Below are 26,084 nucleotides of genomic sequence, written 5' to 3'. Positions count from 1 at the left end.
CCGATGTAGTCGATATTTTCCCTAGGAGGGTCCAGCTGTGGCGCTGACATCCCAGGTCAAGGACGAGCTGAGCCGGCTCTCCATCACCCAGGTGAGCGCGCGCCGCGCCGAGGTCGCCTCGCTGCTGCGCTTCGCCGGCGGCCTCCACATCCAGGGCGGCCGGGTGATCGTCGAGGCCGAAGTGGACACGGGGATCACCGCCCGGCGGCTCCGCAAGGAGATCCTCGACCTGTACGGCTACAACTCGGACGTGCACGTGCTCAGCGCGGGCGGCCTGCGCAAGGCGGCCCGGTACATCGTCCGCGTGGTCAAGGACGGGGAGGCGCTCGCCCGGCAGACGGGCCTGCTCGACATGCGCGGCCGGCCGGTCGTCGGGCTGCCCTCGCAGATCGTCGGCGGCTCGGTGCACGACGCGGAGGCCGCCTGGCGCGGAGCCTTCCTCGCCCACGGCTCGCTCACCGAGCCCGGCCGCTCCAGCGCGCTCGAGGTGTCGTGCCCCGGCCCGGAGGTCGCTCTCGCCCTCGTCGGTTGCGCGCGCAGGCTCGGCGTGACCGCCAAGGCGCGCGAGGTGCGCGGGGCCGATCGCGTGGTCGTCCGCGACGGCGAGGCCATCGGCGCGCTGCTCACCCGCATGGGTGCCAACGACACCCGCCTCGTCTGGGAGGAGCGCCGGATGCGGCGCGAGGTCCGGGCGACCGCGAACCGGCTCGCGAACTTCGACGATGCGAACCTCCGCCGCTCCGCCCGGGCCGCCGTCGCGGCCGCCGCGCGCGTCGAGCGGGCGCTCGAGATCCTCGGTTCCGACGTGCCCGACCACCTGGCGCAGGCGGGCTCGCTGCGCGTGCAGCACCGTCAGGCCTCCCTCGAGGAGCTCGGGCAGCTCGCGGACCCGCCCATGACCAAGGACGCCGTCGCCGGACGGATCCGCCGCCTGCTGTCGATGGCGGACAAGCGCGCCGCCGCCGACGGGGTGCCGGACACCGAATCGGCCGTCACTGCGGACATGCTCGACGAGGGCTGACCGGCCGCGCGTCGCGCCGCGAAAGCCGACTGAACGGGCACGATCGGCGCCAACCGCAGAACTGGTAATAACCAAGCGGACGGGGTGTTCCGGGGCTACCGTTGGCGGGCAGGTATTCCTGACCCGAAGGAGCACTACAGTGACGGTTCGCGTAGGTGTCAACGGATTCGGCCGGATCGGCCGCAACTTCTTCCGGGCGGTCGCCGCCCAGAAGGCGCTGGGTACCACCGACGTCGAGATCGTGGCGGTCAACGACCTGACCGACAACGCGATGTTGGCCCATCTCCTCAAGTTCGATTCGATCCTCGGGCGCCTCGATGCGGACGTGGTCGCCGACGGCGACACGATCCGCGTGGGCGATCAGGTGATCAAGGCCCTCGAGGTCCGCGAGGGCCCGTCGGCGCTGCCGTGGGGCGACCTCGGCGTCGACGTCGTGATCGAGTCGACGGGCATCTTCACCGCCCGCGACAAGGCGCAGGGCCACCTGGACTCCGGCGCCAAGAAGGTGATCGTCTCGGCCCCCGCCGCCGGCGCCGACCTCACCGTCGTCATGGGCGTCAACGACGACAAGTACGACGGCAGCCAGCACGTCATCTCCAACGCCTCGTGCACGACGAACTGCCTCGGCCCGCTGGCGAAGGTCGTCAACGACGAGTTCGGCATCGTCAAGGGCCTGATGACCACGGTCCACGCGTACACGCAGGATCAGAACCTGCAGGACGGCCCGCACAAGGACCCGCGCCGCGCGCGCGCCGCCGCGATCAACGTCGTGCCCACCTCGACGGGCGCGGCCAAGGCCATCGGGCTCGTGCTGCCCGAACTGGAGGGCAAGCTCGACGGGTACGCGCTGCGTGTGCCGATCCCCACCGGCTCGGTCACCGACCTCACCGTGCAGCTCGCGAACAAGGCGACGGTCGAGGAGATCAACGCCGCGATGAGGGCCGCCGCGGAGGGCAAGCTCAAGGGGATCCTCAAGTACTACGACGCCCCGATCGTCTCGTCGGACATCGTCACCGACCCGCACAGCTCGCTCTTCGACGCGGGTCTGACCAAGGTGATCGACGATCAGGCTAAGGTCGTGTCCTGGTATGACAACGAATGGGGCTACAGCAACCGCCTCGTCGACGTGACTGATCTGGTAGGTAAATCGCTCTGATGACCGTTTCCACTCTTTCCGACCTGCTGTCCGAGGGCGTCGAAGGACGCACCGTGCTGGTCCGCAGCGACCTGAACGTGCCGCTCGATGACGCCGGCGTCATCACCGACGCCGGTCGCATCATCGCCTCGGTGCCGACGCTGAAGGCGCTCGCCGAGGCCGGCGCGAAGGTGATCGTCACCGCGCACCTCGGCCGGCCGAAGGGCACGCCCGACCCCAAGTTCTCGCTCGCTCCCGTCGCGGCGGAACTGGCGGAGCGCCTGGGCCGCAACGTCCAGCTCGCGGGCGACGTCGTGGGCCAGGACGCGCTCGCGCGCGCCGAGGGCCTCACGGACGGCGACGTGCTCCTCCTCGAGAACGTGCGCTTCGACCCGCGCGAGACCAGCAAGGACGACGCCGAGCGCGAGGCGCTGGCGCGCGACCTCGCCGAGCTCGTCGACGTCTCCTCGCACGCCGGCGAGGGCGCCTTCGTCTCCGACGGCTTCGGCGTCGTGCACCGCAAGCAGGCCTCCGTGTTCGACGTCGCGAAGCTGCTCCCGGCGTACGCCGGCGGCCTCGTCGACGCCGAGGTGCGCGTCCTCGCGCAGCTGACCGAGAACCCGTCCCGGCCCTACGCCGTGGTCCTCGGCGGCTCCAAGGTCTCCGACAAGCTGGGCGTCATCCGCGCGCTGGCGCCCAAGGTCGACACCCTGGTGATCGGCGGAGGCATGGCCTTCACCTTCCTCGCCGCGCAGGGCTACTCCGTGGGCACCTCGCTGCTGCAGGAGGACCAGATCGAGATCTGCAAGCAGCTGCTCGAGGAGTTCGGCGACGTCCTGCACCTGCCGGTCGACGTCGTCGTCGCCGACGCCTTCGCCGCCGACGCGGCCTCGAAGACCGTCGCCGCCGACGCGATCGAAGACGGCTGGATGGGCCTCGACATCGGCCCCGAGTCCACGCAGCGCTTCGGTGCCGTGCTCACCCAGGCCAAGACGGTCTTCTGGAACGGCCCCATGGGAGTCTTCGAGTTCCCGGCCTTCGCGGCGGGCACGAAGGCCGTCGCGGAGGCGGTCATCAAGGCGACCGGCAACGGCGCCTTCACCGTGGTGGGCGGCGGCGACTCGGCCGCGGCCGTGCGCACGCTGGGCCTCGACGAGGACGGCTTCAGCCACATCTCCACCGGTGGCGGTGCCTCGCTGGAGTACCTCGAGGGCAAGGAGCTCCCGGGGCTGAAGGTGCTCGAAAGGGGTGACGCATGAGCCGTAAGCCGCTCATCGCCGGCAACTGGAAGATGAACCTCAACCACCTCGAGGCGATCGCGGTGGTGCAGAAGCTGGCCTTCGCCCTGCCGGACAAGTACTTCGCGCACGTCGACGTGACGGTGATCCCGCCGTTCACCGACCTGCGCTCGGTGCAGACGGCCGTCGACGGCGACGACCTGAAGATCACCTACGGCGCGCAGGACCTCTCGCCGCACGACTCCGGCGCCTACACCGGCGACATCTCCGGTGCCTTCCTCGCCAAGCTCGGCTGCACCTACGTGGTCGTCGGGCACAGCGAGCGCCGGACGATCCACGGCGAGACGAACGAGATCGTGCTCGCCAAGACCAGGGCGGCGCTGCGGCACGGCCTGACGCCGATCGTGTGCATCGGCGAGGGCCTCGACATCCGTGAGCAGAGCACCCAGGTCGAGTACAACGTCGAGCAGCTCAAGGGCTCGCTCGCCGGTCTCACCGCGGAGGAACTGTCGAAGACGGTCATCGCCTATGAGCCCGTCTGGGCGATCGGCACCGGCAAGGTGGCGACCCCGCAGGACGCGCAGGAGGTGTGCGCCGCGGTGCGGGCCACCGTCGCCGAGCTGGGCGGCGCCGAGGTCGCCGCAGGGATCCGCGTGCTCTACGGCGGCTCGGTGTCCAGCAAGAACGTGGGCGAGCTCGTCGCGCAGCCCGACGTGGACGGCGGCCTCGTGGGCGGTGCCTCGCTCAAGCCCGACGAGTTCGCCGCGCTCAGCGCCATCGCGGCTGGCGGACCGCTGTAGTTCGGCGCGCCGCACGCCCTGATCGACCGACGCCGACCGGAAGGTACACTGGATCCTCGTGGAAACATTGCAGCTGGTGCTGAAGATCGCCATCCTCGTGCTGAGCCTGCTGCTGGTGGTGCTCGTCCTGCTCCACCGCGGTAAGGGCGGCGGCCTCTCGTCGCTGTTCGGCGGCGGCGTGCAGTCGTCGCTCTCGGGCTCGTCGGTGGTGGAGAAGAACCTCGACCGGGTGACGATCTTCGTCGGCATCATCTGGACGGTGTGCATCGTCGGCGTGACGCTGAGCATCAAGCTGACGTCCTAGACGTCGCTCTCGACTTTGGCGAGGCGCCTCGAACCCGCAGGGTTCGGGGCGCCTTCGTCGTTGACGGGCGCCGCCGGGCAGGCCGCCCATATGAGCGCTCACCTCGAAATCTGAGCAGGCGGTAGGAATACTGCCCAGCATGACCAGTGACCCGGGCCGCGCCGCCACCGAACCCCTCCGCGACGACATCCGGCTGCTGGGCGGGATCCTCGGCGACACCGTCCGCGAACAGGCCGGACCACAGATCTTCGACCTCGTCGAACGGGCCCGCCAGGAGTCCTTCGCCGTCCGCCGGTCCGAGCTGGACCGCGAGCAGCTCGCCGCCCTGTTCGCCGACGTGCCCACCGCCGAGGCGATCCCGGTCATCCGCGCCTTCTCGCACTTCGCCCTCCTCGCCAACCTCGCCGAGGACCTGCACCGCGAGCGTCGCCGCGCCATCCACGTCCGCGCGGGCGAGCCGCCCCAGGCCTCGTCGCTGGCCCACACCTACGGACTCCTGGAGGACGCCGGGCTCGACGGTGCCGACGTCGCCGCGGCGCTCCGGCACGCGCTCGTCGTGCCCGTGATCACCGCCCACCCGACCGAGACCCGCCGGCGCACCGTCTTCGACACCCAGCACCGGATCACCGAGCTCATGCGCTACCGCGACCGCACGCAGCTGGACGCGCGCGAGGAGGAGCGGGTGCAGGTCGGGCTCCGGCGCCAGATCCTGACGCTGTGGGACACCGCCCTCGTCCGGCTCGAGCGGCTGCGCATCCAGGACGAGATCGAGAACGGCCTGCGCTACTTCGACTCCGCCTTCCTGCAGGTGATGCCCGCCATCAACCGCGAGGCGCGGATCCGGCTGCGGGAGCTCTACCCGGGAACGCCCCTCCTGTCCGAGCCCATCGTGCGGCCCGGCTCGTGGATCGGCGGCGACCGCGACGGCAACCCGAACGTCACCGACGAGGTGGTCACCATGGCGTCCCGGCGGGCCGCGGCGACCGCGCTCGGCCACTACCTGCGCGAGCTCCTGCAGCTCGAACAGGAGCTCGCCCTCAGCTCGCGCCTCACCACCGTCGCCGACGAGCTGCTGACCCTCGCCGCGTGGGACGACTCGCCCAAGCGCGCCGACGAGCCCTACCGCCGCGCCCTGCGGGGCATCCGCGGGCGCCTCACCGCGACCGCCGACGCCCTGCTCGACGAGCAGCTGGACGCGCGCGCCGAGATCGGGGCAGAGCCCTACGGCGGACCGTCGGAGCTCCTCGCGGACCTGGGCGTCGTGGACTCCTCGCTGCGGGCCGGCGGCGACGGTCTCATCGCCGACGACCGTCTGCAGGCGCTGCGGGAGGCCGTGAACACCTTCGGCTTCCACCTCTCCGGCCTCGACATGCGGCAGAACTCCGACGTGCACGAGGAGACCATCGCCGAGCTCTTCGCCTGGGCCGGCGTGCATCCCGACTACACCGCCCTCGACGAGGACGAGCGCGTCCGTCTCCTCACCGCAGAGCTGCGGCTGCGCCGCCCTCTCGTGGGACCGGGAGCTGCGTTCTCCGAGCAGACCACCAAGGAGCTCGGCGTGCTGCGCGCCGCGGCGCGCGCGGTGGAATCCTTGGGCGCCCGGGCGATCCCGAACTACATCATCTCCATGTGCACGTCCGTCTCGGATCTGCTCGAGGCCGCGGTGCTGCTGAAGGAGGCGGGCCTGCTGCGGCCCGACACCGACGGTGGCGCCGAGTGTCCCGTGAACATCGTGCCGCTCTTCGAGACCATCGAGGACCTGCAGCAGGGCGCCGCCACGATGCGCGCCGCGTTCGCCGTGCCGGCGTACCGCTCGCTGGTCGACGGCAAGGGTGGACTGCAGGAGATCATGCTGGGCTACAGCGATTCCAATAAGGACGGCGGCTACCTCGCCGCCAACTGGGCGCTGTACCGGGCCGAGCTCGACCTCGTCGCGATGGCGCGCGAGGCCGGGATCACGCTGCGGCTCTTCCACGGTCGCGGCGGCACGGTGGGCCGCGGTGGTGGGCCGAGCTACGACGCGATCCTCGCGCAGCCGCCGGGCGCCGTCCGCGGCTCGCTGCGCCTCACCGAGCAGGGCGAGATCATCGCGGCCAAGTACGCCGAACCCGCACTGGCCGTGCGGAACCTGGAGTCCCTGGTGGCGGCGACCCTCGAGTCCTCGCTGCTCGACGTCGAGGGCCTCGGCGACGACGCGGAGGAGGCCTACGCGGTCCTCGACGAGCTCGCCGCCCTCGCCCGGGATGCCTACGGCGACCTCGTGCACCGCACGGACGGGTTCGTCGAGTACTTCAAGACCTCCACGCCCGTGGAGGAGATCGGCTCGCTGAACATCGGTTCGCGCCCCAGTTCGCGCAAGCAGACGTCGAAGATCTCGGACCTGCGGGCGATCCCGTGGGTGATGGCCTGGTCGCTCTCGCGCGTCATGCTGCCCGGGTTCTACGGCACCGGAACGGCGTTCGAGGCGTGGATCGGGGGAGAACCGGCGCGACTGGAGCGACTGCGCGACCTGTACCGGCGGTGGCCCTTCTTCCGGTCGGTGCTCTCCAACATGGCGCAGGTCCTCGCCAAGTCGGACCTCGGTCTGGCCGCCCGCTACGCGGACCTCGTGCCGGACGCGGCGCTGCGGGAACGCGTCTTCGGCAAGATCGCCGACGAGCACCGCCGCACCATCGAGATGTACTTCGCGATCACCGAGACCGACGACCTGCTCGCCGACAACCACGCGCTCAAGCGCTCCGTGTTCAACCGGTTCCCGTACCTCGAGCCGCTCAACCATCTGCAGGTGGAGCTGCTGCGCAGGTACCGCTCGGGCGACGAGGACCCCCTGGTGCAGCGCGGCATCCTGCTGACCATGAACGGCCTCGCGACCGCCCTGCGCAACTCCGGCTAGCTTCTCCGCATCGAGTTCTCCGCCCCAGGGCGGAGGACTCGGCGGCCCCGCGGCGGTACTGTCGGCCGCATGACTGACGTGGTTGTGCAGGACGAACAGGCGACGGTACTGGCCTTCCTCGCCGATATGCAGGACGGACGTGCCGAGGAGGCGGTCGCAGCCTTCGACGAGGACGTGGTCTACACGAACGTGGGCCTGGCGACCCTGCGCGGGCGGAACCGCGCGGGCCGGGTGATCCGGCTGCTCGCGCTCCCCGCCCTCGGCTTCGGCGTCGAGGTCACCTCCATCGCGTCCGACGGTGCCCTCGTGCTCACCGAGCGCATCGACGAGCTGCGGGTGGGTCCGCTGCGCGTGCGGTTCTGGGTGTGCGGCCGGTTCGATGTGCAGGACGGCCGGATCGTGCTGTGGCGCGACTACTTCGACAACGTCGACATCGCGAAGGGCGTCGTGCGCGGCGTGCTCGCGCTGGCGATCCCCGCCGCACAGCGGAAGATGACGCCGCTGCAGCGCTGAGGCGTCAGTTGTAGCTGGTGCTGCCCTCGACGGGGTGGGTGTCCGAGATGAGCTTCGCGGCGCAGTGATCGCGGTCGATGCTCTGCTGCAGGCACCACGCCTTCGCCGGTTCCGGGCTGTCCCAGCTGCTGCCGGCGTAGATCGCGATCCAGTACTGGCGGTTGTGCTCGTACACCGACCAGTCGGTGCTCGACAGGACGCGCACGGAGCCGAACCGCTGATCGAAGTACGCGATCTCGCCGAGGATGTCGGCCTCGTACCAGGTCTTGCCGAGGTCCTGCACGCCCGACCACTTCGATGACAGCTGGGCGACCCAGCGGTTGTTCAGCGTCGCGAGGACGACGGACCGATCCGCCGCCGCGCGACTCTGCAGGGCCGTGAGGGGGTTCGGAGCGGCGGTCGTCGTGGTCGGCGTCGTGTCGGTGGTGGTCGGTGCGGCTGGCGTGGCAGTCACCGTCGCGGTTGCGGTGGCGCCCGCGGTCTGCGCGATCGGGGCGGTCCTGCGGTCCGACAGCGCGACGTAGCCCAGCACGGCCGTGGCCCCGATCAGCACCGCCGCGACGACGGCGAGGATCGGCACCGCCCGACTCTTCGCGGGCGGCGGTGCCTGCTGGTAGGCCGGGGCCACCGGGTACGACGGTGCGGCCGGGTACGACGGGGCGTGCGGGTGGGACCCCGCTCGCGGGTACGACGCCGGCGGCGACGGTTGGGAGACGACGGTGGGGTCGGAGTACGCCGGCGGATGCGGCTGCGAGATCACGGTGGGATCGGACGGCTGTGCGAGTGGCCGGATCAGCGTCTGCTCGTAGGCGGGCGAGGGGAGCGGGACGTCGACGCTGTGCCCGGCGAGCGCCTCCCGCGCGGCGCTCGCCAGCTCGCCGCAGCTGCTGAACCGGTCGGCCGGATCCTTCGCCATGCCCCGCGCGATCACGGTGTCCATCGCCGGCGGGACCGACGCCTCCGTGCTCGGGCGGGGGATCGGGGCCGTGAGGTGCTGCTTGAGCATGGCGCCGAGGCTGTCGCCGCGGTACGGGGCGTGCCCGGTGAGCGCCTCGAACAGGACGCACGCCAGCGAGTACACGTCGCTCGCGACGGTGGCCGAGTCACCGTCGAACCGCTCGGGCGCCGCGTACGCCTGCGAGCCGACGAACAGTCCCGCCGACGTCATCCGGGACTGCGTATCGGCGACCGCGAGCCCGAAGTCGAGCAGGTACGGGAACCCCGACTCGGTGAGTTCGATGTTGGCGGGCTTGACGTCCCGGTGCACGAGGCCCTTGGCGTGCGCCGCGTCGAGCGCGCCGGCCACCTGCTCGACGAGGGAGACGGCGCGGTCCGGAGGCAGCGGACCGTCGTGCAGGACCTCCGCGAGATTGCGGCCCTCGACCAAGCGCATGTCGATGAACAACACCCCGTCGATCTCGCCGAAGTCGTGGATGGGGATGACGTGCGGGTCCGCGAGGCGCGCCACCGTCTGCGATTCGCGGGAGAAGCGCTCGCGGAACTGAGGATCCTCCGCGGCCGATGCGTGCAGCAGCTTCAGCGCGACGTCCCGATCGCGCTGCGCGTCGTGCGCGAGGTAGACCTCGCCCATGCCGCCGCGGCCGAGCAGGCGGCCGATCTCGTACGGCCCCAGCGTGCTCCCGCTGCGCGTGCCCTCGCTCATGGACGTCCCCTCCCGCTGCGTGCTGCGCTGATCGTAGCGGGATCGACCGACAGGAACGGCCGTGATGAGCCAGACTCCGGAGACGGGAACGCCCGGGTGACATCCGAACGGATGACACCCGGGCGCCGGGGATCTCGTGCGCTCAGAGCGTGCGCGCGATGATCTCCTTCATGATCTCGTTGGTGCCGGCGTAGATCATCTGGACGCGGTTGTCGACCCAGAAGCGCGCCGCCGGGTACTCGGCCATGTAGCCGTAGCCGCCGAACAGCTGCAGGCACTCGGACGCGACCTCCTGGGCACGGTCCGAGGTCCACCACTTCGCCATCGCCACCGTCGGGATGTCGAGCTCGCCCTTGACGTGCTTCTCGATGCAGTCGTCCACGAAGACCCGCGCGATGGTGGTCTCGGTGAGCGCCTCGGCGAGCTTGAACTTGGTGTTCTGGAAACCGAAGATGGGGCGGCCGAAGGCCTCCCGCTCCTTGGTGTAGCGCAGGGTCTCCTCGAAGATGACCTCCATGCCCGCGACGCAGGCCTGGCCGATGATGAGGCGCTCCTGCGGCAGCTGCTGCATGAGCTGGTAGAAGCCCTGGCCCTCCTGGGTGCCGAGGAGGTTCTCGACGGGCACGTGCACGTCGTCGAAGAACAGCTCGGAGGTGTCCTGGCCCTTCTGGCCGATCTTGTTGAGGATGTTGCCCTTGCGGAAGCCCTCGCGGTCGGCCTCGACCAGGATCAGCGAGATGCCGGCGGCGCCCTCGTCGGGGTTGGTCTTGCAGACCAGGACCACGATGTCGGCCTGCTGGCCGTTCGTGATGAAGGTCTTGCTGCCGTTGATGACGTACTCGCCGCCGGTCTTGATGGCGCGGGTCTTCACGTTCTGCAGGTCCGAGCCGGTGCCGGGCTCGGTCATCGCGATGGCGCCGACAGCCTCGCCGGAGGCCATCTTGGGCAGCCAGGCCTGCTTCTGCTCCTCGGTGCCGTACGCGAGGATGTAGTGCGCGACGATGCCGTTGTGCAGCGAGACGCCCCAGCTGGTGTCGAAGGCCTGCGCCTGCGCGGCGATGAGCACCGACTCGTGGCGGAAGTCGCCGCCACCGCCGCCGTACTCCTCGGGGATCGACAGGCACAGCAGGCCCAGTTCGCCGGCCTTGTTCCAAAGGTCGCGATCGACGTGGTGCTGCTCGGCGAACTTCTCGATGTTGGGGGTGAGTTCCTTCGCCAGGAACTTGTCCGCGAGGTCGCGGAGGGCGTCGAGCTCGTCGTTCATCCAGCTCGAGCGGCGGCGTGCGGCCATGGGGTGACCACCTTTCTGCGGAGGGTTGCCGCACCACTAAATCAGAACCGGCTCGTCGAAAACAAGCACGGGTGAAGGATTCGGGGGATAGGTGCAGGTCGGAAGGGTGGACCGGCGTGCCGAGGGGGCGCCGCAAAAATCTTCGGAACCGTTCGTGGAGCCGGTGCGTCTAATTGATGCGGAGGAAAAACCAACGAGATCGGGGGAACGAGTTGGACACGACACCGCAGTTCTGGTCGGACGCCGCTCACGCGGAGAAGACGTCCGAGCAGGCGCACGAGGTTCGTGAGCGATTGGCCCGGGTATCGGGCACCGGGACGGCGGCACGGGGGGACGTGCGGGTCACCGTCGGAATGGGGGGACGGCTCACGGGCGTGGTGATCGCGGGCCGCGCGATGGAGTACTCGGGGGAGGCTCTGAGCGCGGAGATCATGACGGCGGCCTCCCTGGCCGAGAAGGCTGCGGCCAGGGAGGTCCACTCGATCGCCACCGAGTTCTATCCGGGACTCGACTTCTGGGATCAGTACACGGGGGAGGCGGAGCGATGACGGACTGCGTGATCTCACCGGCCACCGCGGCCTCCCATGAGAGCGCGCTGACCACGATCGCGACGACTGTGAGCGCGGCCGGGACGACGTCGTCGTCCAATCGCGTCGGTGACGGCGACTACGGCGCCCTGTTCGGATGGCTCGCAACTCGTGTGAACGATGCTCTCGACGACCTCACGGAATCGGTCTCGAGGCACAGCGGCGAGCTCGAGACGCACCGCGCGGAGTTCCGGCGGAACATCACCGTGAACCAGCAGACGGATCAGGGTGGCGCGACCGCGTTGACGGAAACCGGGCGGCGATGAGCGGCGACGGCGTGATCGGCACCGTCGGCGATGCGGTCGCGGGGGTGCCACTCGCCGAAGCCGTGGTCGACGCTGCGGAGGCGGTGGTCGAGGATCAGAGCGCGATGGGGCTACTCGCCGCGGTCGTGAGCATCGGCTCCGAAGTGAGCAGTGCTGTGCAGGATCCGATCGGCACCTTCTTCGCCTCGGGCGTGGGCTGGGTCATCGAGGCGATCCCGGCGCTGAAGTCGTCCCTCGACGCCGTCTCCGGAAATCCGGACAAGATCGAGGATCTGAGCGAACTCTGGACCGAGAAGGTCGCCACCCCACTCGCCGGCGTCGCCGATGCGGTGCGGACGGCTTCGTCCGCCACGTCGTCCGGGTGGTCGGGTGTCGATGCCGACGCGTATCGCAAGGCCACGACCGCTCTCGCCGAGCACAGTGAGGCTCTCGGCACCGCGGCGAGAGCCACTGCGACCGGGGTGAGCATCGCGGGAGCCCTCGTCGTCGAGGTCCGCAACTTCATCAGAGACGAGCTCGCGTCCCTCGCGGTGTGGGCCGCCGCGAGCTACGCCGCCGCCACGGCGTCATCGGTTCCCACCGGCGGTGCCTCGGTCGTCGCGGCGACGAACTCGATCCTGCTGCGCGGCGCGACCCTCGCCCAGAAGTTCGCCGGGGTGCTGCGCAAGCTCACGACCAAGCTGGAGGCGCTCGCCGAGAAGGTGTCCGCTCTCGGTACGGCCGCGCGGGCACTGAAGCGCACCAGCACCGGCATCGACAACGTGGCCGCGGCGACGACCCGCGCGGTCGATGACGGCGTCGTCGTTCAGACCGCCTTCCATCTCGCCGGAAACAGCCCCGTCTCCTCGCTCGGCGAGGTCGCCGTGTCAGCGGGGACCAGTGGAATCAAGGCGATGGGCGACGGATGGTCGGCGTGGTCCGAATCAGCCCCGGCGTAGCAGCTACGGCAGGATGGCGGGGTGACCTTCGACGCTGCGCGTGACCTGCTGATCCTCGACGTCCCGACCGAAGCGCGAGTCGCGCACGCCCGGCTGCTCGGCGGCGACCCGGCGGAGCGATACACCGCGGGCGGGATCGATGTGACGGTCGGCGCACCGTCGTGGGCCAAGAGCTCAGGCCTGCTCGTCGCCGCGGACGACGTCGCCGCGGCGGCGACGCTCGCCGAGCGGCGCGGCTTGCCGCTGACCGATATCGGCGCCGGATTCGCCGGTGCCGCCGACGGACTCGTTCTCGGTCTCGCGGGCCCGACGGAACCCGCGGCCGGGCCGGGCGCGGAGATCACCGGCGTCGACCACGTCGTGCTCACCTCGCCGAACCGCGACCGCATCATCGCGACGCTGTGCGGCCGGCTCGACTTCGACCTGCGCCTGGACCGGGTGCAGTCGTGGGGCGTGCACCAGTTGTTCTTCCGCCGCGGCGACCTGCTCGTCGAGGTCGTCCTGCAGGAGGGGGAGGACGCCGACCCAGCGGGCCCGGACGGCCTGTGGGGCGTGGCGTGGCGCACCGTCGACGCGGACGCGACGCACACCCGCCTGACCGAGCAGGGCATCACCGTGAGCGATGTGCGGCGCGGCGCGAAGCCGGGTACGCGGGTCGCCACGGTCAAGGACCCCGCGCTGGGCGTCCCGACGATCGTGCTGGAGCAGTCCTAGCCGAGCTGGGAGGCGGCGGCACCGTCGAGGTACCAGACGGTCTCCTCGGAGCCGTGCGCGCCGGCGCAGGGCCAGTCCTCGGGCGAGGCGCCGCCGACGCCGGCGGCCACGGCCTCGGCCTTCTCGGCGCCGGAGACGAGCAGCCACACGCGGCGAGCGGCGCCGACCGCCGGCAGGGTGAGCGTGAGGCGCCGCGGCGGCGGCTTGGGGGAGTCGCGCACCGACACCACGACGGCCTCCGTCTCGCGGACCGCGTCGGTGTCCGGGAAGAGCGAGTTGATGTGGCCCTCGCCGCCCATGCCGAGCAGGTGAACGTCGAACCGCGGCACCGTGCCCTCGCCCGCCGTGACGGCGTTGCCACGGGCGGAGGCGTTGTCCGCCAATCGCTTCGCGTAGACGCGGGCCGCCAGGGCTCCGTCGCCGCTGAACTCGTCGGAGGCGGGGAAGCGGTAGACGTTCGCGTCCGGGATCGGCACGTGGGCGAGCAGCGCGTCCTCGGCCTGCAGCACGTTGCGGTCCGGGTCGTCGCCCGCGACGAAGCGCTCGTCGCCGAAGAAGACGTCGATCCGCGACCAGTCGATCACCCTGTCCCGCAGCGCCGCCGAGAGCGCGTTGCCGTTGGTGCCGCCGGTCAGCACGATCGAGGCGAAGCCCCGCTCGGCCTGCGCCCGCTCGATCACCGCCACCAGGTCGTCGGCGGCCGCCGCGACGAGGGCGTCGGCATCGTCGAACGTGCGGACGGTGGGCTCGGTCATCAGGGCATCTCCGATCGGTCCACGTCGGACACGCCGCCCAACGCCGTGTAGTAGATGTCGTCGTCGTCGAGGCGCCGCAGCTCCTCCGCGAGGCAGTCCGCCACGTCCCGGCGCCGGATCGCGACGCGGCCGTCGGGCTGCCCGGGCCGGACGAGGACGGCCGTGGAGTTCTGGTCGAACTCGAGGCGCAGCGGCCCGCTCGCGCGGTCGAGCTGCACCTCGAAGCTGCCGGCGCGGCGCCGGACGGGGACGTCGAGCTGCGCGCGGAGCCAGCCCGCGAGCAGGTCGATGCCGGGGCTGTTCGACGGGCCTGTGACCACCGCGGAGGTGATCGGCTCGAACGGTGGCTGGTCCAGCGCCGACGCCAGGAGCGCGCGCCACGGGGTGATCCGCGACCACGCCAGATCCGAGTCGCCGGGGGCGAATCCGTCGCGGCGGCCGGCCAGGACCGCCACGGAATCGTCGGACGCGGTGGCGTCGGTGATGCGGCGCGTCGCGAGCGCGCCCACCTTGTCGGCGGACGGCACCGCGGGCGCCGCGCCGGGCCACCAGGCGACGACGGGCGTATCGGGGAGCAGGAACGGCACGATCACGGACGCGCCGTGATCGGCCAGCTCGCCGAACAGGCGCAGCACCACGACCTCCGACGCGCCGGCGTCGCCGCCCACGCGGATCTGGGCGTCGAGGCGGGTCCGTTCGGCGCGGGGGCCGCGGGCCACCACGATCACGCGGCACGGGTGCTCGCGCGACGCGGCGTTGGTGGCCTCGATCGCGCTCTCGGTGGGCTCGCCCTCCTCCGCGGAGATGATGAGCGTCAGCACGCGGCCCAGGGTGACCGCGCCGCCCGACTCGCGCAGGCGGACCAGTTGCTTCGAGACGTCCTGCGTGGAGGTGTCCGGGAGATCGAGAATCATGGGCGCCGCCACGTCCTTCCGGTCCGGGCCAGCATCGCATCGGCCGACGCCGGGCCCCACGACCCGGACTCGTACTCCTCGGGCCGGCCGCCCTCGGCCCACAGTGCGAGCACCGGATCGAGGATCTTCCAGGACAGCTCGACCTCGGCGTTCACCGGGAACAGCGACGGCTCGCCCAGCAGCACGTCGAGGATCAGCCGCTCGTAGGCCTCCGGCGAGCTCACCGTGAAGGCCTCGCCGTAGCTGAAGTCCATGTTGACGTCGCGGACCTCCATGGAGCTGCCCGGCACCTTCGAGCCGAACCGGAGGGTCACGCCCTCGTCGGGTTGCACGCGGATGACGAGCGCGTTCTGGCCCAGTTCCTCGGTCATGGTGTCATCGAAGGGCAGGTGCGGGGCGCGCTTGAACATCAGCGCGATCTCGGTGACGCGGCGCCCCAGCCGCTTGCCCGTGCGCAGGTAGAAGGGCACGCCCGCCCACCGCCGGGAGGCGATCTCGACGGTGATCGCGGCGTAGGTCTCGGTGGTGGAGGTCTCGCTGAAGCCCTCCTCCTGGAGCAGGCCCACGACCTTCTCGCTGCCCTGCCAGCCGGGCCCGTACTGGCCGCGCGCGGACGTCTCAGCGAGCGGCTCGACGGGCGACGTCGCCGAGAGCACCTTGATCTTCTCCGCCTGCAGCTCCGCCGGGTGGAAGCTGGTCGGTTCCTCCATCGCCACCAGCGCCATGAGCTGCAGCAGGTGGTTCTGGATCACGTCGCGGGCGGCGCCGATGCCGTCGTAGTAGCCGGCGCGGCCACCGAGGCCGATGTCCTCGGCCATGGTGATCTGGACGCTGTCCACGTAGTGGCTGTTCCAGGTCGGCTCGAACAGCTGGTTCGCGAAGCGCAGCGCGAGGATGTTCTGCACCGTCTCCTTGCCGAGGTAGTGATCGATCCGGAAGACCGAATCCTCGGCGAAGACGTCGTTGACCACCGCGTTGAGCTTCTGCGCGGACTCGAGGTCGTGCCCGAAGGGCTTCTCGATCACCACGCGCCGCCAGCCCTCGGACTGATCGGCGAGGCCCGAGCGCTTGAGCTGCTCGCACACCGTCGGGAAGGCGTCCGGCGGGATGGAGAGGTAGAACGCGGTGTTGCCGCCGGTGCCGCGCTCGGCGTCCAGGTCGGCCAGCGCCGCCGAGAGCCGGTCGAAGGAGTCGTCATCGTCGAACGCGCCCTGGACGAACCGGATGCCCTCGGCCAGGCGCTCCCAGACGTCGTCCCGGAACTCGGTGCGCGAGTGTGCCTTCGCTGCCTCCCGGACCGTCGCCGCGAAGTCCTCATCGGTCCACGGGCGGCGGCCGAAGCCCACCAGCGAGAAGCCGGGCGGGAGCAGGCCGCGGTTGGCCAAGTCGTACACGGCGGGCATCAGCTTGCGCCGGGACAGGTCGCCCGTGACGCCGAAGATCACCAGGGACGAGGGCCCCGCGATCCTCGGCAGGCGACGATCGCGGGGGTCCCGGAGCGGATTGGTCCAGGTCACCGGGTGCTAGGCCCCGGCCTTGAGCTGCTCGGCGGTCGCGTCGAGCAACTGCTGCCAGGCCTGCTCGAACTTCTCCACGCCCTCGGTCTCGAGGAGCTCGAAGACGGCCGCGAGGTCGACGCCCGCGCCCTGCAGGTCGGCGAAGACCTGCGCCGACTCCTCGGCGCGACCGATGATCGTGCCGTCGGTGACCGTGCCGTGATCGGCGAACGCCGCCATCGTGGCGCCGGGCATGGTGTTCACGGTGTTCGGCGCGATCAGCTCCGCGACGTACAGGGTGTCGGGGTACGCCGGGTTCTTCACGCCCGTCGACGCCCACAGCGGCCGCTGCACGTTGGCGCCCTCGATCGCGGCGAACCGGGCGGCGCCGAAGATCTCCTCGTAGGCGGCGTAGGCCAGGCGCGCGTTGGCGAGGCCCGCCTTACCGCGCAGGGCGAGCGCCGCGTCGGTGCCGATCGCGTCCAGGCGCTTGTCGATCTCGGTGTCCACGCGGGAGACGAAGAACGACGCGACGGAGTAGATCTCGGCCACGTTCCGGCCGGCCGCGGCCGCCGCCTCGATGCCGTCGAGGTAGGCGTCCATGACCTGGCGGTGACGCTCGACCGAGAAGATCAGCGTCACGTTCACCGAGATGCCCTCGGCGATGACGCGGGTGATCGCGGGCAGCCCGGCGAGGGTGGCGGGGATCTTGATGAGCACGTTCGGCCGGTCGACGATCTTGTGCAGCTCGATCGCCTGCGCGACGGTGCCCTCGGTGTCGTGCGCGAGGCGCGGGTCGACCTCGATCGAGACGCGACCGTCGACGCCGCCGGTCCGCTCGAAGACGGGGGCCAGCACGTCGCACGCCGCGCGGACGTCGTCGGTGGTGACGGTGCGGATCGTCTGGTCGACGTCGGCGCCGCGGGCGGCGAGCTCGCGCACCTGCTCGTCGTACTCGGTGCCCTTGGACAGCGCGGACTGGAAGATCGCCGGGTTCGTGGTGACGCCGGTGACGGAGTCCGTCTGCGGGAGCTCCGCGAGCTTGCCGGACTGGATCAGGCCGCGCGAGAGGTCGTCGAGCCAGACGGAGACGCCGGCCTCGTAGAGCGCGGCGAGATTCGGGTTCTGAGCCATGGTGTGGTTATCCCTTCAGGTTGGCGAGGGACTGCTCGGCCTTCTGGGCCACGTTCTCGCCGGTGAATCCGTACTTAGCGAACAGGACCTTGTCGGAGGCGGACTCGCCGAAGTGCTCGAGCGACACGACCTCGCCGAAGCCGCCGACGATGCGCCACCACGACTGGGCGATGCCGGCCTCGACGGCGACGCGCGCCTTGACCGCAGGCGGCAGCACGCTGTCCTGGTACGCCTTGTCCTGGGCGTGGAACCACTCGACCGAGGGCATGGAGACGACGCGCGCGCCGATGCCCTTCGCGGCGAGCAGGTCCGCGGCCTGCAGTGCCAGCTGCACCTCGGAGCCGGTGCCGATGATGATGACGTCGGGGGTGGCACCGTCGGCATCCTTGAGGACGTAGCCGCCGCGCGCGACGCCCTCGGCGGACGTCCCGGGCAGGATCGGCACGCCCTGGCGGGTGAGGATCAGGCCGGTGGGGCCGTTGCCGCCGGTGCGCTCGAGGGTGGCCTTCCACGCCGCGACGGTCTCGTTGGCGTCGGCCGGGCGGACCACGTTCAGGCCCGGGATCGCGCGGAGCGCGGCGAGGTGCTCGACCGGCTGGTGCGTCGGGCCGTCCTCGCCGAGACCGACCGAGTCGTGCGTCCACACGTAGATCGGGTCGATGTCCATGAGGGCCGCGAGGCGGACGGCGGGGCGCATGTAGTCCGCGAACTGGAGGAAGGTGCCCGCGTAGGGGCGGGTCTTGCCGTGCAGCACGATGCCGTTGAGGATCGAGCCCATCGCGTGCTCGCGGATGCCGAAGTGCAGGGTGCGGCCGTAGGGCTGTGCGTTCCAGTCCTCGGTCGAGATCGACGTGGGGCCGAAGGAATCGGCGCCCTTGATCGTGGTGTTGTTCGAGCCCGCGAGGTCGGCGGAGCCGCCCCACAGCTCGGGCAGGGTCTGCCCGGCGGCCGCGAGGAAGGCGCCCGACGCGGCGCGGGTCGCGATGGCCTTGTCGTCGACGCTCCAGGTGGGCAACTCGGCGTCCCAGCCCGCGGGCAGCGTGCCGGCCTCGAGCCGGTCCAGCAGCGCCTTGCGCTCCGGGTTGGTGGCGGCCCAGGCGTCGAACGTCGCGTTCCACGCCTCGTGCGCGGACCGACCGCGCTTCACCAGCTCGCGCGCGTGCGCGATGACTTCGGGGGCCACGTCGAAGTCCTTCGCGGGGTCGAAGCCGAGGATCTCCTTGACCGCGGCCACCTCGTCGGCGCCCAGCGCGGAGCCGTGCACTCCGCCCGTGTTCATCTTGTTGGGGGCGGGGAAGCCGATGATCGTGCGCAGGACGATGATCGACGGCTTGTCGGTGACCGCCTTGGCGGCCGCGACGGCCTCCTCGATCGCGGTGACGTTCTCGCCGCCCTCGACGTACTGGACGTGCCAGCCGTACGCCTCGTAGCGCTTGGCCACGTCCTCCGACAGGGCGATGTCGGTGTTGTGCTCGATGGAGATCTTGTTGTCGTCGTAGAAGACGACGAGGTTGCCCAGCTGCTGCGTGCCCGCCAGCGAGGACGCCTCGGAGGTCACGCCCTCCTCGATGTCGCCGTCGGAGGCGATGACGTAGACGAAGTGGTCGAACGGGCTGGTGCCCGGCGCCGCCTCCGGGTCGAACAGGCCGCGCTCGTAGCGCGAGGCCATCGCCATGCCCACAGCGGACGCGAGGCCCTGGCCCAGCGGGCCGGTGGTGATCTCGACGCCCTTGGTGTGCCCGTACTCGGGGTGGCCGGGGGTCAGGGAGCCCTCGGTGCGCAGCGCCTCGAGATCGCTCAGCTCCAGGCCGAAGCCGCCCAAGTAGAGCTGCAGGTACAGCGTCAGGCTCGAGTGGCCGCAGGACAGGACGAACCGGTCGCGGCCGATCCAGTGCGTGTCCGACGGGTCGTGGACCATGACCTTCTGGAACAGGGTGTAGGCCAGGGGAGCGAGGCTCATGGCGGTGCCGGGATGGCCGTTACCGACCTTCTGCACCGCGTCGGCCGCCAGCACCCGGGCGGTGTCCACCGCACGCGTGTCGAGATCGGTCCAGTCGGCGGGGTGATGCGGCGTGGTGAGGGCGTGGATCTCGGCGGTGCTGGTCACGGCTGGCGGACTCTCCTGGTCGTGTGGGCGTGCGTGCTCAAGTGTGAACCCTACTCGGCGGCGACGCACGGTCTGCGGAAACTACCGGGTAGGTCGACGGGTGGCCGTCGCCCCGCTCCGCGGCGGTGAACCCGATTCGGCGACGCGGGACCGGAGGACTACCATGGCTCGTAGTAGATGGGGTCGGCGCCGGTCGCGGACCCGCGGCGGGACAGCTGTCCCACCGCCCGCGGTCGGTCAGCCCCGACCGGGGAGGAAGTGAGTCCGGCTACGCCCGGACCCGTCAGGAGAGAGTGCGGCACAGATGGTTTTCAAGGGCGGGCACGGGACGAACACCCCAGACGCTCGCTCGGCGGCCGCGCCGGTCCCCGCGTCCTTCGCCGGACGCGCCTGGCAGACGGTGCTCGCGTACATCGCGCTGACCAAGCCGAAGGTGATCGAGCTCCTCCTCGTCGCCACCATCCCGGTGATGCTGCTGGCCGATCGCGGCCACGTGAACCTGCCGCTCATCCTGTCGACGCTGTTCGGCGGCTGGCTGGGCGCGGCCTCGGCGAACACGCTGAACATGGTCGCGGACGCCGACATCGATCAGAAGATGAAGCGCACCGAGCGGCGCCCGCTCGCGCGGCACGCCGTGCCGGTCCGGCACGCGCTGATCTTCGGCCTGGTCCTCGCTGCGGCCTCGTTCGCGTGGCTGTCGGTGATGGCGAACCTGCTCGCGGCCGTTCTGGTGCTGGTCACGATCGCGTTCTACCTGTTCGTGTACACGATGCTGCTCAAGCGGCGCACCTCGCAGAACGTGGTCTGGGGCGGCGCCGCTGGCTGCATGCCCACCCTCGTCGGCTGGGCGGCCGCGACCGGCACCATCGAGTGGCCCGCGATCGTGCTGTTCCTGGTGATCTTCTTCTGGACGCCGCCGCACACCTGGGCGCTCGCCATGCGCTACAAGGAGGACTACAAGGCCGCCGGCGTGCCGATGCTGCCCGTCGTCGCGCCGGAGACCACCGTCGCCCGACAGATGGTCTGGTACACCTGGGCCACCGTCATCACCACGCTCGTGCTGATCCCCGCCGCCGGTCTGGTCTACGCGATCGCCGCCGCGCTGTGCGGCGCCTGGTTCCTCTACGCGGTGCACAAGCTGTACGCGCAGACCAAGGCGGGGCAGGAGATCAAGCCGCTCAAGGTCTTCCTGCAGTCGAACAACTACCTCGCCGTGCTGTTCTGCGCGCTCTCGGTGGACTCGATCCTCAACTACAGCACCGTCTGGCAGTTGCTCGGTCACTGATGGCCGCCTCCGAGCGCGACCTCTGGCCCCTGATCTTCGCCGAGCGCGCCGCGCTCGCCGAGGACCTCGCCGCCCTCGCGCACGAGCGATGGGACACCCCGTCGCTCTGCGCGGGGCTGACGGTGCGGGAGGTCCTGGCTCATCTGACCGCCGGGGCATCCGACAATCCGCTCGTCTGGTTCGCGGGCGTGCTCCGTCACCGCTTCGACTTCGACGCCAACGTCGCGCAACGCCTGGCCAAGCGCCTGGGGGACCGTCCGGCGGACACCCTCGAGCAGTTCCGCGCGGTGCGGACCAGCCGGACCAAGGCGCCGATCCCCGTCGGCGCCATGCTGGGGGAGATCGTCGTGCACGGCGAGGACATCCGGCGCCCGCTCGGCATCGTCCGCGCCCACCCGGCGGAGGTGCTCGAGCGCGTCGCCGGGTTCTACGCCGGTTCGGACCTGATGCTCCCGTCGGCGACCCGGGCCCGCGACCTGCGGCTCCGCGCCGTCGACGGTTCCTTCGACGTGGGCTCGGGGCCGGAGGTGACCGGCCCGCTCATCGCGCTGATCATGGCGCTGACCGGCCGCGACGACTACCTCGCCGAACTCGGTGGCCCGGGGTTGGCGGAGTTCGCCGCCCGCTGATCAGGCCGGCGCGATCCCCAGCGCCGCCTTCACCGTCGCGCGGACGCGGCGGTGCACCTCCTCCGGCGACGAGGCGTCGAGCTTGCCGTCGAGGTGCAGGAACGCCAGCCCGTGCACCAGCGCCCAGACGGCCGTGGCGGTGTCCTCGGAATCGGCGGCGCCCTGCAGCGTCTGCTGGATGAGGCCCGTCAGATACCCCTTGATCGCCTCCACGGCCTCGACGCGTTCGGGTTCGGTGCCGCAGGGCTCGGCGAACATCGCGCGGAAGAGCCCGGTGCGCTGCAGCGCGAAGTCCACGTAGGCGATCGCGATGTCGGCCAGGTCGTCCGGGCCCGACGGGGCCGGGCACGCCGCAGCGAGCGCTGCCGCCAGCTCGCGATAGCCGACGGCCGCGACGGCCGAGATCAGCGCGCCGCGGTCGGGGAAGTGGCGGTAGGGCGCGGCCGTGGACACCCCGGCCCGCCGGGCGACGGCACGGAGCGAGAGGTCGGTCGCGCCGCCCTCCTCGTCGAGGATCTCGACCGCCGCGCCGACGAGCGCGCCGGGCAGGTCGCCGTGGTGGTACGTCGTGCTCATGACGATCAATCTACAGGAGTGTTGACACTGCTCACATCATCCGCCGCGGGTGTCGCCCCGCGCGGGCCGCGCCGTCAGGGGAGGAGCGCCACCGAACCCGTGGTGCGGCGCGCCTGCAGGTCCGTGTGCGCGCGGCCGGCCTCGGCCAGAGGGTACGTCGCGCCGACGGTGAACCGCAGCGAGCCGTCGCGCAGGCCGTCGAGCACCGCCCCGCTGCGCCGGGCGAAGTCCTCGGCGGTGGCGACGTGGTGCGCCAGCGTGGGGCGCTGCACGAACAGCGAGCCCAGGGGGTTGAGCCGCTGCAGGTCGAACGGCGGCACCGGGCCGGATGCCGCGCCGAACAGCACGACGATGCCCTTGTGCCGCGTCGCGAGCAGCGACGCCTCGAAGGTGTCCTTGCCCACGCCGTCGTACACGGCGGCGACGCCCGCGCCGTCGGTCAGCTCCCGCACGCGGGCCGCGACGTCCTCGTCGTAGCGCAGCACCTGCCAGGCGCCCGCCTCGCGCGAGAGGCGCTCCTTCTCGTCGGTCGAGACCGTCGTGATCACGCGCGCGCCGAGGGCGGTCGCCATCTGCGTCACCAGCAGGCCCGTGCCGCCCGCGCCGGCGTGCACGAGCACGGTGTCTCCGGCCTGGACCGGGTGCGAGTCGTGCGTCAGGTAGTGGGCCGTCATGCCCTGCAGCAGGACCGACGCCGCGACCTCGGGCGCGACCCCGTCGGGCACCACGACGGTGCGGTCCGCCGGCACCGCGACGAGCTCGGCGTACGAGCCCGGACCCTCGCACCAGGCGACCACGTCGCCCACGGCGCGGTGCGTGACGCCCTCGCCGAGCGCGACGACGGTGCCGGAGCCCTCGCTGCCCGGGATGTACGGCAGCGCCGTGGGATACATGCCCTCGCGGAAGTAGGTGTCGATGAAGTTCACGCCGATGGCGCTGGTGCGGACCAGCACCTGACCGGGGCCGGGCACCGGATCCGGCGCCTCGCCGTAGGTCAGGACTTCCGGGCCGCCGTGTTCTGTCACCGTGATCGCGCGCATGACTCATCTCTACCGCACGCGGTGTGGCAGGGTCGACGGGGCTGCAGAATCCGGCCTGCGTACATCCCGTCGACCGAGGAGTCCTCGCTTGCGTTCACTCGTGTACTACGTCGCCGTCTCGCTCGACGGCCGGATCGCCGGCCCCGAGGGCCAGTACGACTTCTACCCCGTCGACGAGGAGTACTCGCGGCAGATGAACGAGGAGTGGGGCGACGGCCTGCCGACGGGCCTGCACGAGGCGCTCGGCATCACGCCGCCGCTGACGAAGTGGGACACCGTCGTCATGGGGACCACGACGTACCGGATCGGCGCCGATGTGGGCGTGAACGACCCGTACTCGCACCTGCGCACGATCGTCTACTCGCGGTCGCTGGACGCCGCGGACTTCCCGGAGGTCGAGGTGATCGCCGAGGACCCCGTCGCGCACATGCGGGCGCTCAAGCAGGAGGACGGCGGCGACATCTGGCTGTGCGGTGGCGGGAAGCTCGCCGCGACGCTCGCACCCGAGGTCGACCGGCTGGCGCTGAAGATCTACCCCGTGACCGCGGGCGACGGCGTCCCGCTCTTCGCGGGCGGCTTCGCACCGCAGCAGTGGAAGCTGGTCTCGCACCGCGCGTTCGACATCGGCGTGATCCTGGCGCAGTACGAGCGCGCCTGAGTCGCGCTCGGCGGACCGTACCGGGCGAGTACTAGCGGGACGCCGCCCGGTAGCCGGCCATCCGCTCGTGGTGGCCGGGCTCCGTGGTGGCCTTGCTGACCAGCTCGCGGTCCCACTCGGAGGTGTCGAGGCCGGCCTTCTCGGCGGCGTCCTTCGCCTGCGCGGGGTTCGCGACGATCTGGTCGCCCATGATCCCGTCGCCGCCGACGAGGGTGATGCGCACGCCCTCCTCGCCCATGTTCTGCAGCACGGCGGTCGCCCCGTCGTGCTGCGCGGCGAAGCGCTTCAGGCGGGAGACGACGTTGCCGGGGGCCTGCTCAGTCATGCCGCCACCTTATCGGTCGGGACGTCGGAGGCGCGCAGCACCCGCGCCCGCATCAGGCGGTACAGGATCGCGGTCTCGGCGATCACCGACATCGCGCCCGCCACGTGCAGCACGACGAGGAGTGCGGGGACACCGGTGAAGTACTGGACGACGCCGATGAGCGACTGCGCGGCGACCACCGCGAAGACGATCTTCAGCCGCCGCCGGACGGCCTCGCTCGACGGTCCGCGGACCACGAGCACCGCGACCCACACCAGGATCGCGACGTACGCCGCGACCAGCAGGCCGTGCGTCAGCGACAGGGCGGGGATGGACAGGTCGAGCCGGTCGATCGCCTTCGGATTGGTGCGGTCGCCCGCGTGCGGGCCGGCGGCGGTGACCACGACGCCCGCCGCGAGCACGAAGGCCATGACGACCGCGGAGAGCGCGACGAGCCGCCGGGCGCCCGCGGGTGCGGCTTCGATCTCGACGCCGTCGTCGGGTTCACCGACCTTGGCGTACAGCGTCGCCGCGATCCACACCATCGCGCAGGAGACCAGCATGTGTGCGCCGACGACCCACCAGCGCAGGCCCGTGAGGACGGTGACGCCGCCGAGGATGCCCTGGGCGAAGGTCGAGAACGGCAGGATCCAGGCGTAGACCAGGATCTCGCGGCGGCGCCGGGCGCGGGTCACGGCGAGCACGATCGCGATCGACGTGGTCACCACGATCCACACCGCGATCTGCCGGTTGCCGAACTCGATGGCCTGGTGCCACCACGGGACCTCGTCCTGAGGGATCGGCAGCAGGGAATCGTCGAAGCACTTGGGCCAGGTGGGGCAGCCCAGTCCGGAGCCGGTCACGCGCACGACCGATCCGGTGACGGCGATCAGCGCCTGCGAGAGTAGCGCGGCGAGCGCGAACCGCTGCTGCGCCTTCACGCTGGGAAGCGGCAGGCGGTCGACGAGGCGCAGGAAGAGCTGGTACACGCCGATCATCGTACGTGGGTGCCCCGCGGCTACTACGGCCTGTAGTGGTTAACCGGTGAACCGGAACAGTCGGACGGCGAGAGCGGAGCCGACGACGCCCCACGCGGCGAGCACCGCCAGGCCGAACCAGTCGACGGCGCCGAGCGTCGTCGCGCGGGTCAGTGCCTCGGTCAGCGCGCCCGACGGGGACAGCCGCGCGAGCACGAGCACCACGTCCGGAACGTGCTCGCGCACGACGACGAGCGAGGCGATCGCGCCCATGACGAACCACAGCAGGTTCGCCAGCGCGAGCACGACCTCGGCCTTGAGCGTGCCGCCCAGCAGGAGGCCCAGCGAGGCGAAGGCGAAGACGCCCAGCGCGAGGATCGGCACCCACAGCGCCAGCCCGACGGGCTCCGGCCGCCACCCCAGCGCGAGGCCGATCCCGCCGAGGATCACCGCCTGCAGGATCACCACGATCACCACGGCGAGGGTCTTGCCGCCGATGACGCCCCAGCGCGGCAGCGGCGTGGCGCCGAGCCGCTTGAGCGCGCCGTAGCGCCGGTCGAAGCCCACGGCGATGGCCTGGCCGGTGAACGCGGTCGACATCACCGCCACGGCCATCACGGCCGGGACCAGGGAGTCGATGCGGGTGGCGTCCCCGCCGATCGGCAGCACGGCGAAGCCGACGAGCAGCGCGATCGGGATGAACATGGTGAGCAGCAGCTGCTCGCCGTTGCGCAGCAGGAGCGTGAGCTCCATGCGCGTCTGCGCCGCGAGCATCGCGGTCGGGCGCGCGGCCTCGGGATTCGGCAGGAAGGTGCCGGGGGCGAATCGGGGCTCGGTTCGGGTCAC

General features: G+C 71.1%; 26 protein-coding genes. 14 read left to right on the top strand and 12 right to left on the bottom strand.

What is annotated here, in order from left to right:
• The first annotated feature begins 43 nt into the window (after positions 1 to 43).
• The 7 genes from whiA (at position 44) to BLW32_RS18060 (ending at position 7,904) form a co-directional block, all read left to right on the top strand.
• Positions 44 to 1,021 carry a DNA-binding protein WhiA gene (gene whiA / locus BLW32_RS18090; RefSeq protein WP_173677386.1) on the top strand — a complete coding sequence of 326 codons (978 nt, stop codon included), beginning with the start codon at positions 44 to 46 and terminating at the stop codon, positions 1,019 to 1,021.
• Positions 1,022 to 1,160: 139 nt separating this feature from the next.
• Positions 1,161 to 2,177 (top strand): type I glyceraldehyde-3-phosphate dehydrogenase, encoded by a 1,017-nt coding sequence (gene gap / locus BLW32_RS18085; RefSeq protein ID WP_068739025.1) that lies wholly within the window; start codon positions 1,161 to 1,163, stop codon positions 2,175 to 2,177.
• Positions 2,177 to 3,415 carry a phosphoglycerate kinase gene (locus tag BLW32_RS18080; protein WP_068739023.1) on the top strand — a complete coding sequence of 413 codons (1,239 nt, stop codon included), beginning with the start codon at positions 2,177 to 2,179 and terminating at the stop codon, positions 3,413 to 3,415. Before gap ends, BLW32_RS18080 begins: the two co-directional genes overlap by 1 nt.
• A complete protein-coding gene (tpiA, locus tag BLW32_RS18075) occupies positions 3,412 to 4,194 on the top strand; it encodes a triose-phosphate isomerase (protein WP_068739021.1) in 783 nt (260 codons plus the stop codon). Before BLW32_RS18080 ends, tpiA begins: the two co-directional genes overlap by 4 nt.
• Before the next feature lie 67 nt (positions 4,195 to 4,261).
• Positions 4,262 to 4,498 (top strand): preprotein translocase subunit SecG, encoded by a 237-nt coding sequence (secG, locus tag BLW32_RS18070; RefSeq protein ID WP_068520767.1) that lies wholly within the window; start codon positions 4,262 to 4,264, stop codon positions 4,496 to 4,498.
• Between the two features lie 139 nt (positions 4,499 to 4,637).
• On the top strand, positions 4,638 to 7,391 hold the full coding sequence (ppc, locus tag BLW32_RS18065) for a phosphoenolpyruvate carboxylase (RefSeq protein ID WP_068739019.1): 2,754 nt from the start codon (positions 4,638 to 4,640) through the stop codon (positions 7,389 to 7,391).
• Between the two features lie 69 nt (positions 7,392 to 7,460).
• Positions 7,461 to 7,904, top strand: a complete 444-nt coding sequence (locus BLW32_RS18060) for a limonene-1,2-epoxide hydrolase family protein (RefSeq protein WP_068739017.1) — start codon at positions 7,461 to 7,463, stop codon at positions 7,902 to 7,904.
• A 4-nt stretch (positions 7,905 to 7,908) separates the two neighbouring features.
• Here the strand turns inward: BLW32_RS18060 and BLW32_RS18055 are convergent, their stop codons facing one another.
• A complete protein-coding gene (locus tag BLW32_RS18055; RefSeq protein ID WP_068739015.1) occupies positions 7,909 to 9,567 on the bottom strand; it encodes a serine/threonine-protein kinase in 1,659 nt (552 codons plus the stop codon).
• A 142-nt stretch (positions 9,568 to 9,709) separates the two neighbouring features.
• Positions 9,710 to 10,858: an acyl-CoA dehydrogenase family protein gene (locus BLW32_RS18050; RefSeq protein ID WP_068520759.1), complete on the bottom strand. Its 1,149-nt coding sequence runs from the start codon at positions 10,856 to 10,858 to the stop codon at positions 9,710 to 9,712.
• Between the two features lie 212 nt (positions 10,859 to 11,070).
• On the opposite strand from BLW32_RS18050, the gene BLW32_RS18045 reads away from it, so the two are divergent.
• Genes BLW32_RS18045 through BLW32_RS18030 form a run of 4 tightly spaced genes read left to right on the top strand, consistent with a single transcriptional unit; the run spans position 11,071 to position 13,363 of the window.
• Complete coding sequence (locus BLW32_RS18045) at positions 11,071 to 11,406, top strand: YbaB/EbfC family nucleoid-associated protein (protein ID WP_068626834.1); 336 nt, start codon at positions 11,071 to 11,073, stop codon at positions 11,404 to 11,406.
• Positions 11,403 to 11,711 carry a hypothetical protein gene (locus tag BLW32_RS18040; RefSeq protein ID WP_068739013.1) on the top strand — a complete coding sequence of 103 codons (309 nt, stop codon included), beginning with the start codon at positions 11,403 to 11,405 and terminating at the stop codon, positions 11,709 to 11,711. The genes BLW32_RS18045 and BLW32_RS18040 overlap by 4 nt, the downstream gene beginning before the upstream one ends.
• On the top strand, positions 11,708 to 12,649 hold the full coding sequence (locus tag BLW32_RS18035) for a WXG100-like domain-containing protein (protein WP_068739011.1): 942 nt from the start codon (positions 11,708 to 11,710) through the stop codon (positions 12,647 to 12,649). Before BLW32_RS18040 ends, BLW32_RS18035 begins: the two co-directional genes overlap by 4 nt.
• Before the next feature lie 21 nt (positions 12,650 to 12,670).
• Positions 12,671 to 13,363, top strand: a complete 693-nt coding sequence (locus BLW32_RS18030; protein ID WP_068739009.1) for a VOC family protein — start codon at positions 12,671 to 12,673, stop codon at positions 13,361 to 13,363.
• Here BLW32_RS18030 and pgl read toward each other — a convergent pair.
• From pgl to tkt, 5 genes are read right to left on the bottom strand one after another with little or no spacing between them, the layout of a single operon-like run.
• The gene (pgl, locus tag BLW32_RS18025) at positions 13,360 to 14,118 is read right to left on the bottom strand and encodes a 6-phosphogluconolactonase (RefSeq protein WP_068739007.1); all 759 of its coding nucleotides are present in this window, start codon (positions 14,116 to 14,118) and stop codon (positions 13,360 to 13,362) included. The two genes, BLW32_RS18030 and pgl, sit on opposite strands and share 4 nt — an antisense overlap.
• Positions 14,118 to 15,032 (bottom strand): glucose-6-phosphate dehydrogenase assembly protein OpcA, encoded by a 915-nt coding sequence (locus BLW32_RS18020; RefSeq protein ID WP_068523155.1) that lies wholly within the window; start codon positions 15,030 to 15,032, stop codon positions 14,118 to 14,120. Before BLW32_RS18020 ends, pgl begins: the two co-directional genes overlap by 1 nt.
• Positions 15,029 to 16,549, bottom strand: coding sequence for a glucose-6-phosphate dehydrogenase (gene zwf, locus BLW32_RS18015; protein ID WP_068739004.1), 1,521 nt, complete (start codon positions 16,547 to 16,549; stop codon positions 15,029 to 15,031). The genes BLW32_RS18020 and zwf overlap by 4 nt, the downstream gene beginning before the upstream one ends.
• 6 nt (positions 16,550 to 16,555) lie before the next feature.
• Complete coding sequence (gene tal, locus BLW32_RS18010; protein WP_068739002.1) at positions 16,556 to 17,662, bottom strand: transaldolase; 1,107 nt, start codon at positions 17,660 to 17,662, stop codon at positions 16,556 to 16,558.
• Positions 17,663 to 17,669: 7 nt separating this feature from the next.
• A complete protein-coding gene (gene tkt / locus BLW32_RS18005; RefSeq protein ID WP_068739000.1) occupies positions 17,670 to 19,769 on the bottom strand; it encodes a transketolase in 2,100 nt (699 codons plus the stop codon).
• Between the two features lie 304 nt (positions 19,770 to 20,073).
• Here tkt and BLW32_RS18000 point away from each other — a divergent pair, with 304 nt between their 5' ends.
• On the top strand, positions 20,074 to 21,054 hold the full coding sequence (locus tag BLW32_RS18000; RefSeq protein WP_068520740.1) for a heme o synthase: 981 nt from the start codon (positions 20,074 to 20,076) through the stop codon (positions 21,052 to 21,054).
• Positions 21,054 to 21,683, top strand: a complete 630-nt coding sequence (locus BLW32_RS17995; RefSeq protein ID WP_068738998.1) for a maleylpyruvate isomerase family mycothiol-dependent enzyme — start codon at positions 21,054 to 21,056, stop codon at positions 21,681 to 21,683. The genes BLW32_RS18000 and BLW32_RS17995 overlap by 1 nt, the downstream gene beginning before the upstream one ends.
• On the opposite strand, the gene BLW32_RS17990 is transcribed toward BLW32_RS17995, so the two are convergent.
• Positions 21,684 to 22,259 carry a TetR/AcrR family transcriptional regulator gene (locus tag BLW32_RS17990; protein WP_068738996.1) on the bottom strand — a complete coding sequence of 192 codons (576 nt, stop codon included), beginning with the start codon at positions 22,257 to 22,259 and terminating at the stop codon, positions 21,684 to 21,686.
• A gap of 74 nt (positions 22,260 to 22,333) precedes the next feature.
• A complete protein-coding gene (locus tag BLW32_RS17985) occupies positions 22,334 to 23,299 on the bottom strand; it encodes a quinone oxidoreductase family protein (RefSeq protein ID WP_068738994.1) in 966 nt (321 codons plus the stop codon).
• 88 nt (positions 23,300 to 23,387) lie between these two features.
• On the opposite strand from BLW32_RS17985, the gene BLW32_RS17980 reads away from it, so the two are divergent.
• Positions 23,388 to 23,957 carry a dihydrofolate reductase family protein gene (locus BLW32_RS17980; RefSeq protein ID WP_068738992.1) on the top strand — a complete coding sequence of 190 codons (570 nt, stop codon included), beginning with the start codon at positions 23,388 to 23,390 and terminating at the stop codon, positions 23,955 to 23,957.
• 31 nt (positions 23,958 to 23,988) lie between these two features.
• Here the strand turns inward: BLW32_RS17980 and BLW32_RS17975 are convergent, their stop codons facing one another.
• Genes BLW32_RS17975 through BLW32_RS17965 form a run of 3 tightly spaced genes read right to left on the bottom strand, consistent with a single transcriptional unit; the run spans position 23,989 to position 26,084 of the window.
• Positions 23,989 to 24,282: a hypothetical protein gene (locus BLW32_RS17975; RefSeq protein WP_068520730.1), complete on the bottom strand. Its 294-nt coding sequence runs from the start codon at positions 24,280 to 24,282 to the stop codon at positions 23,989 to 23,991.
• On the bottom strand, positions 24,279 to 25,259 hold the full coding sequence (locus tag BLW32_RS17970; RefSeq protein WP_175546301.1) for a COX15/CtaA family protein: 981 nt from the start codon (positions 25,257 to 25,259) through the stop codon (positions 24,279 to 24,281). Before BLW32_RS17970 ends, BLW32_RS17975 begins: the two co-directional genes overlap by 4 nt.
• Positions 25,260 to 25,298: 39 nt before the next feature.
• Entirely contained in the window at positions 25,299 to 26,084 is a 786-nt protein-coding gene (locus BLW32_RS17965; protein ID WP_068738990.1) for an ABC transporter permease, read from the bottom strand.

Origin of the sequence: Tsukamurella tyrosinosolvens (genome assembly GCF_900104775.1) — a bacterium.
Lineage (GTDB): Bacteria > Actinomycetota > Actinomycetes > Mycobacteriales > Mycobacteriaceae > Tsukamurella > Tsukamurella tyrosinosolvens.
The sequence above is the reverse complement of the archived record's forward strand: the minus strand, read 5'-3'. Positions and strand labels throughout refer to the sequence as shown.

Excerpts from the sequence above, each read along its gene's own strand:
- BLW32_RS18055 (WP_068739015.1), bottom strand. The coding sequence starts at position 9,567 with ATGAGCGAGGGCACGCGCAGCGGGAGCACGCTGGGGCCGTACGAGATC.
- BLW32_RS18035 (WP_068739011.1), top strand. The coding sequence starts at position 11,708 with ATGAGCGGCGACGGCGTGATCGGCACCGTCGGCGATGCGGTCGCGGGG.
- tpiA (WP_068739021.1), top strand. The coding sequence starts at position 3,412 with ATGAGCCGTAAGCCGCTCATCGCCGGCAACTGGAAGATGAACCTCAAC.
- BLW32_RS17970 (WP_175546301.1), bottom strand. The coding sequence starts at position 25,259 with ATGATCGGCGTGTACCAGCTCTTCCTGCGCCTCGTCGACCGCCTGCCG.
- BLW32_RS17990 (WP_068738996.1), bottom strand. The coding sequence starts at position 22,259 with ATGAGCACGACGTACCACCACGGCGACCTGCCCGGCGCGCTCGTCGGC.
- BLW32_RS17995 (WP_068738998.1), top strand. The coding sequence starts at position 21,054 with ATGGCCGCCTCCGAGCGCGACCTCTGGCCCCTGATCTTCGCCGAGCGC.
- pgl (WP_068739007.1), bottom strand. The coding sequence starts at position 14,118 with ATGACCGAGCCCACCGTCCGCACGTTCGACGATGCCGACGCCCTCGTC.
- BLW32_RS18080 (WP_068739023.1), top strand. The coding sequence starts at position 2,177 with ATGACCGTTTCCACTCTTTCCGACCTGCTGTCCGAGGGCGTCGAAGGA.
- BLW32_RS17975 (WP_068520730.1), bottom strand. The coding sequence starts at position 24,282 with ATGACTGAGCAGGCCCCCGGCAACGTCGTCTCCCGCCTGAAGCGCTTC.
- BLW32_RS18040 (WP_068739013.1), top strand. The coding sequence starts at position 11,403 with ATGACGGACTGCGTGATCTCACCGGCCACCGCGGCCTCCCATGAGAGC.
- BLW32_RS17985 (WP_068738994.1), bottom strand. The coding sequence starts at position 23,299 with ATGCGCGCGATCACGGTGACAGAACACGGCGGCCCGGAAGTCCTGACC.
- BLW32_RS18000 (WP_068520740.1), top strand. The coding sequence starts at position 20,074 with ATGGTTTTCAAGGGCGGGCACGGGACGAACACCCCAGACGCTCGCTCG.
- tal (WP_068739002.1), bottom strand. The coding sequence starts at position 17,662 with ATGGCTCAGAACCCGAATCTCGCCGCGCTCTACGAGGCCGGCGTCTCC.
- ppc (WP_068739019.1), top strand. The coding sequence starts at position 4,638 with ATGACCAGTGACCCGGGCCGCGCCGCCACCGAACCCCTCCGCGACGAC.
- BLW32_RS18050 (WP_068520759.1), bottom strand. The coding sequence starts at position 10,858 with ATGGCCGCACGCCGCCGCTCGAGCTGGATGAACGACGAGCTCGACGCC.
- BLW32_RS18020 (WP_068523155.1), bottom strand. The coding sequence starts at position 15,032 with ATGATTCTCGATCTCCCGGACACCTCCACGCAGGACGTCTCGAAGCAA.
- BLW32_RS18060 (WP_068739017.1), top strand. The coding sequence starts at position 7,461 with ATGACTGACGTGGTTGTGCAGGACGAACAGGCGACGGTACTGGCCTTC.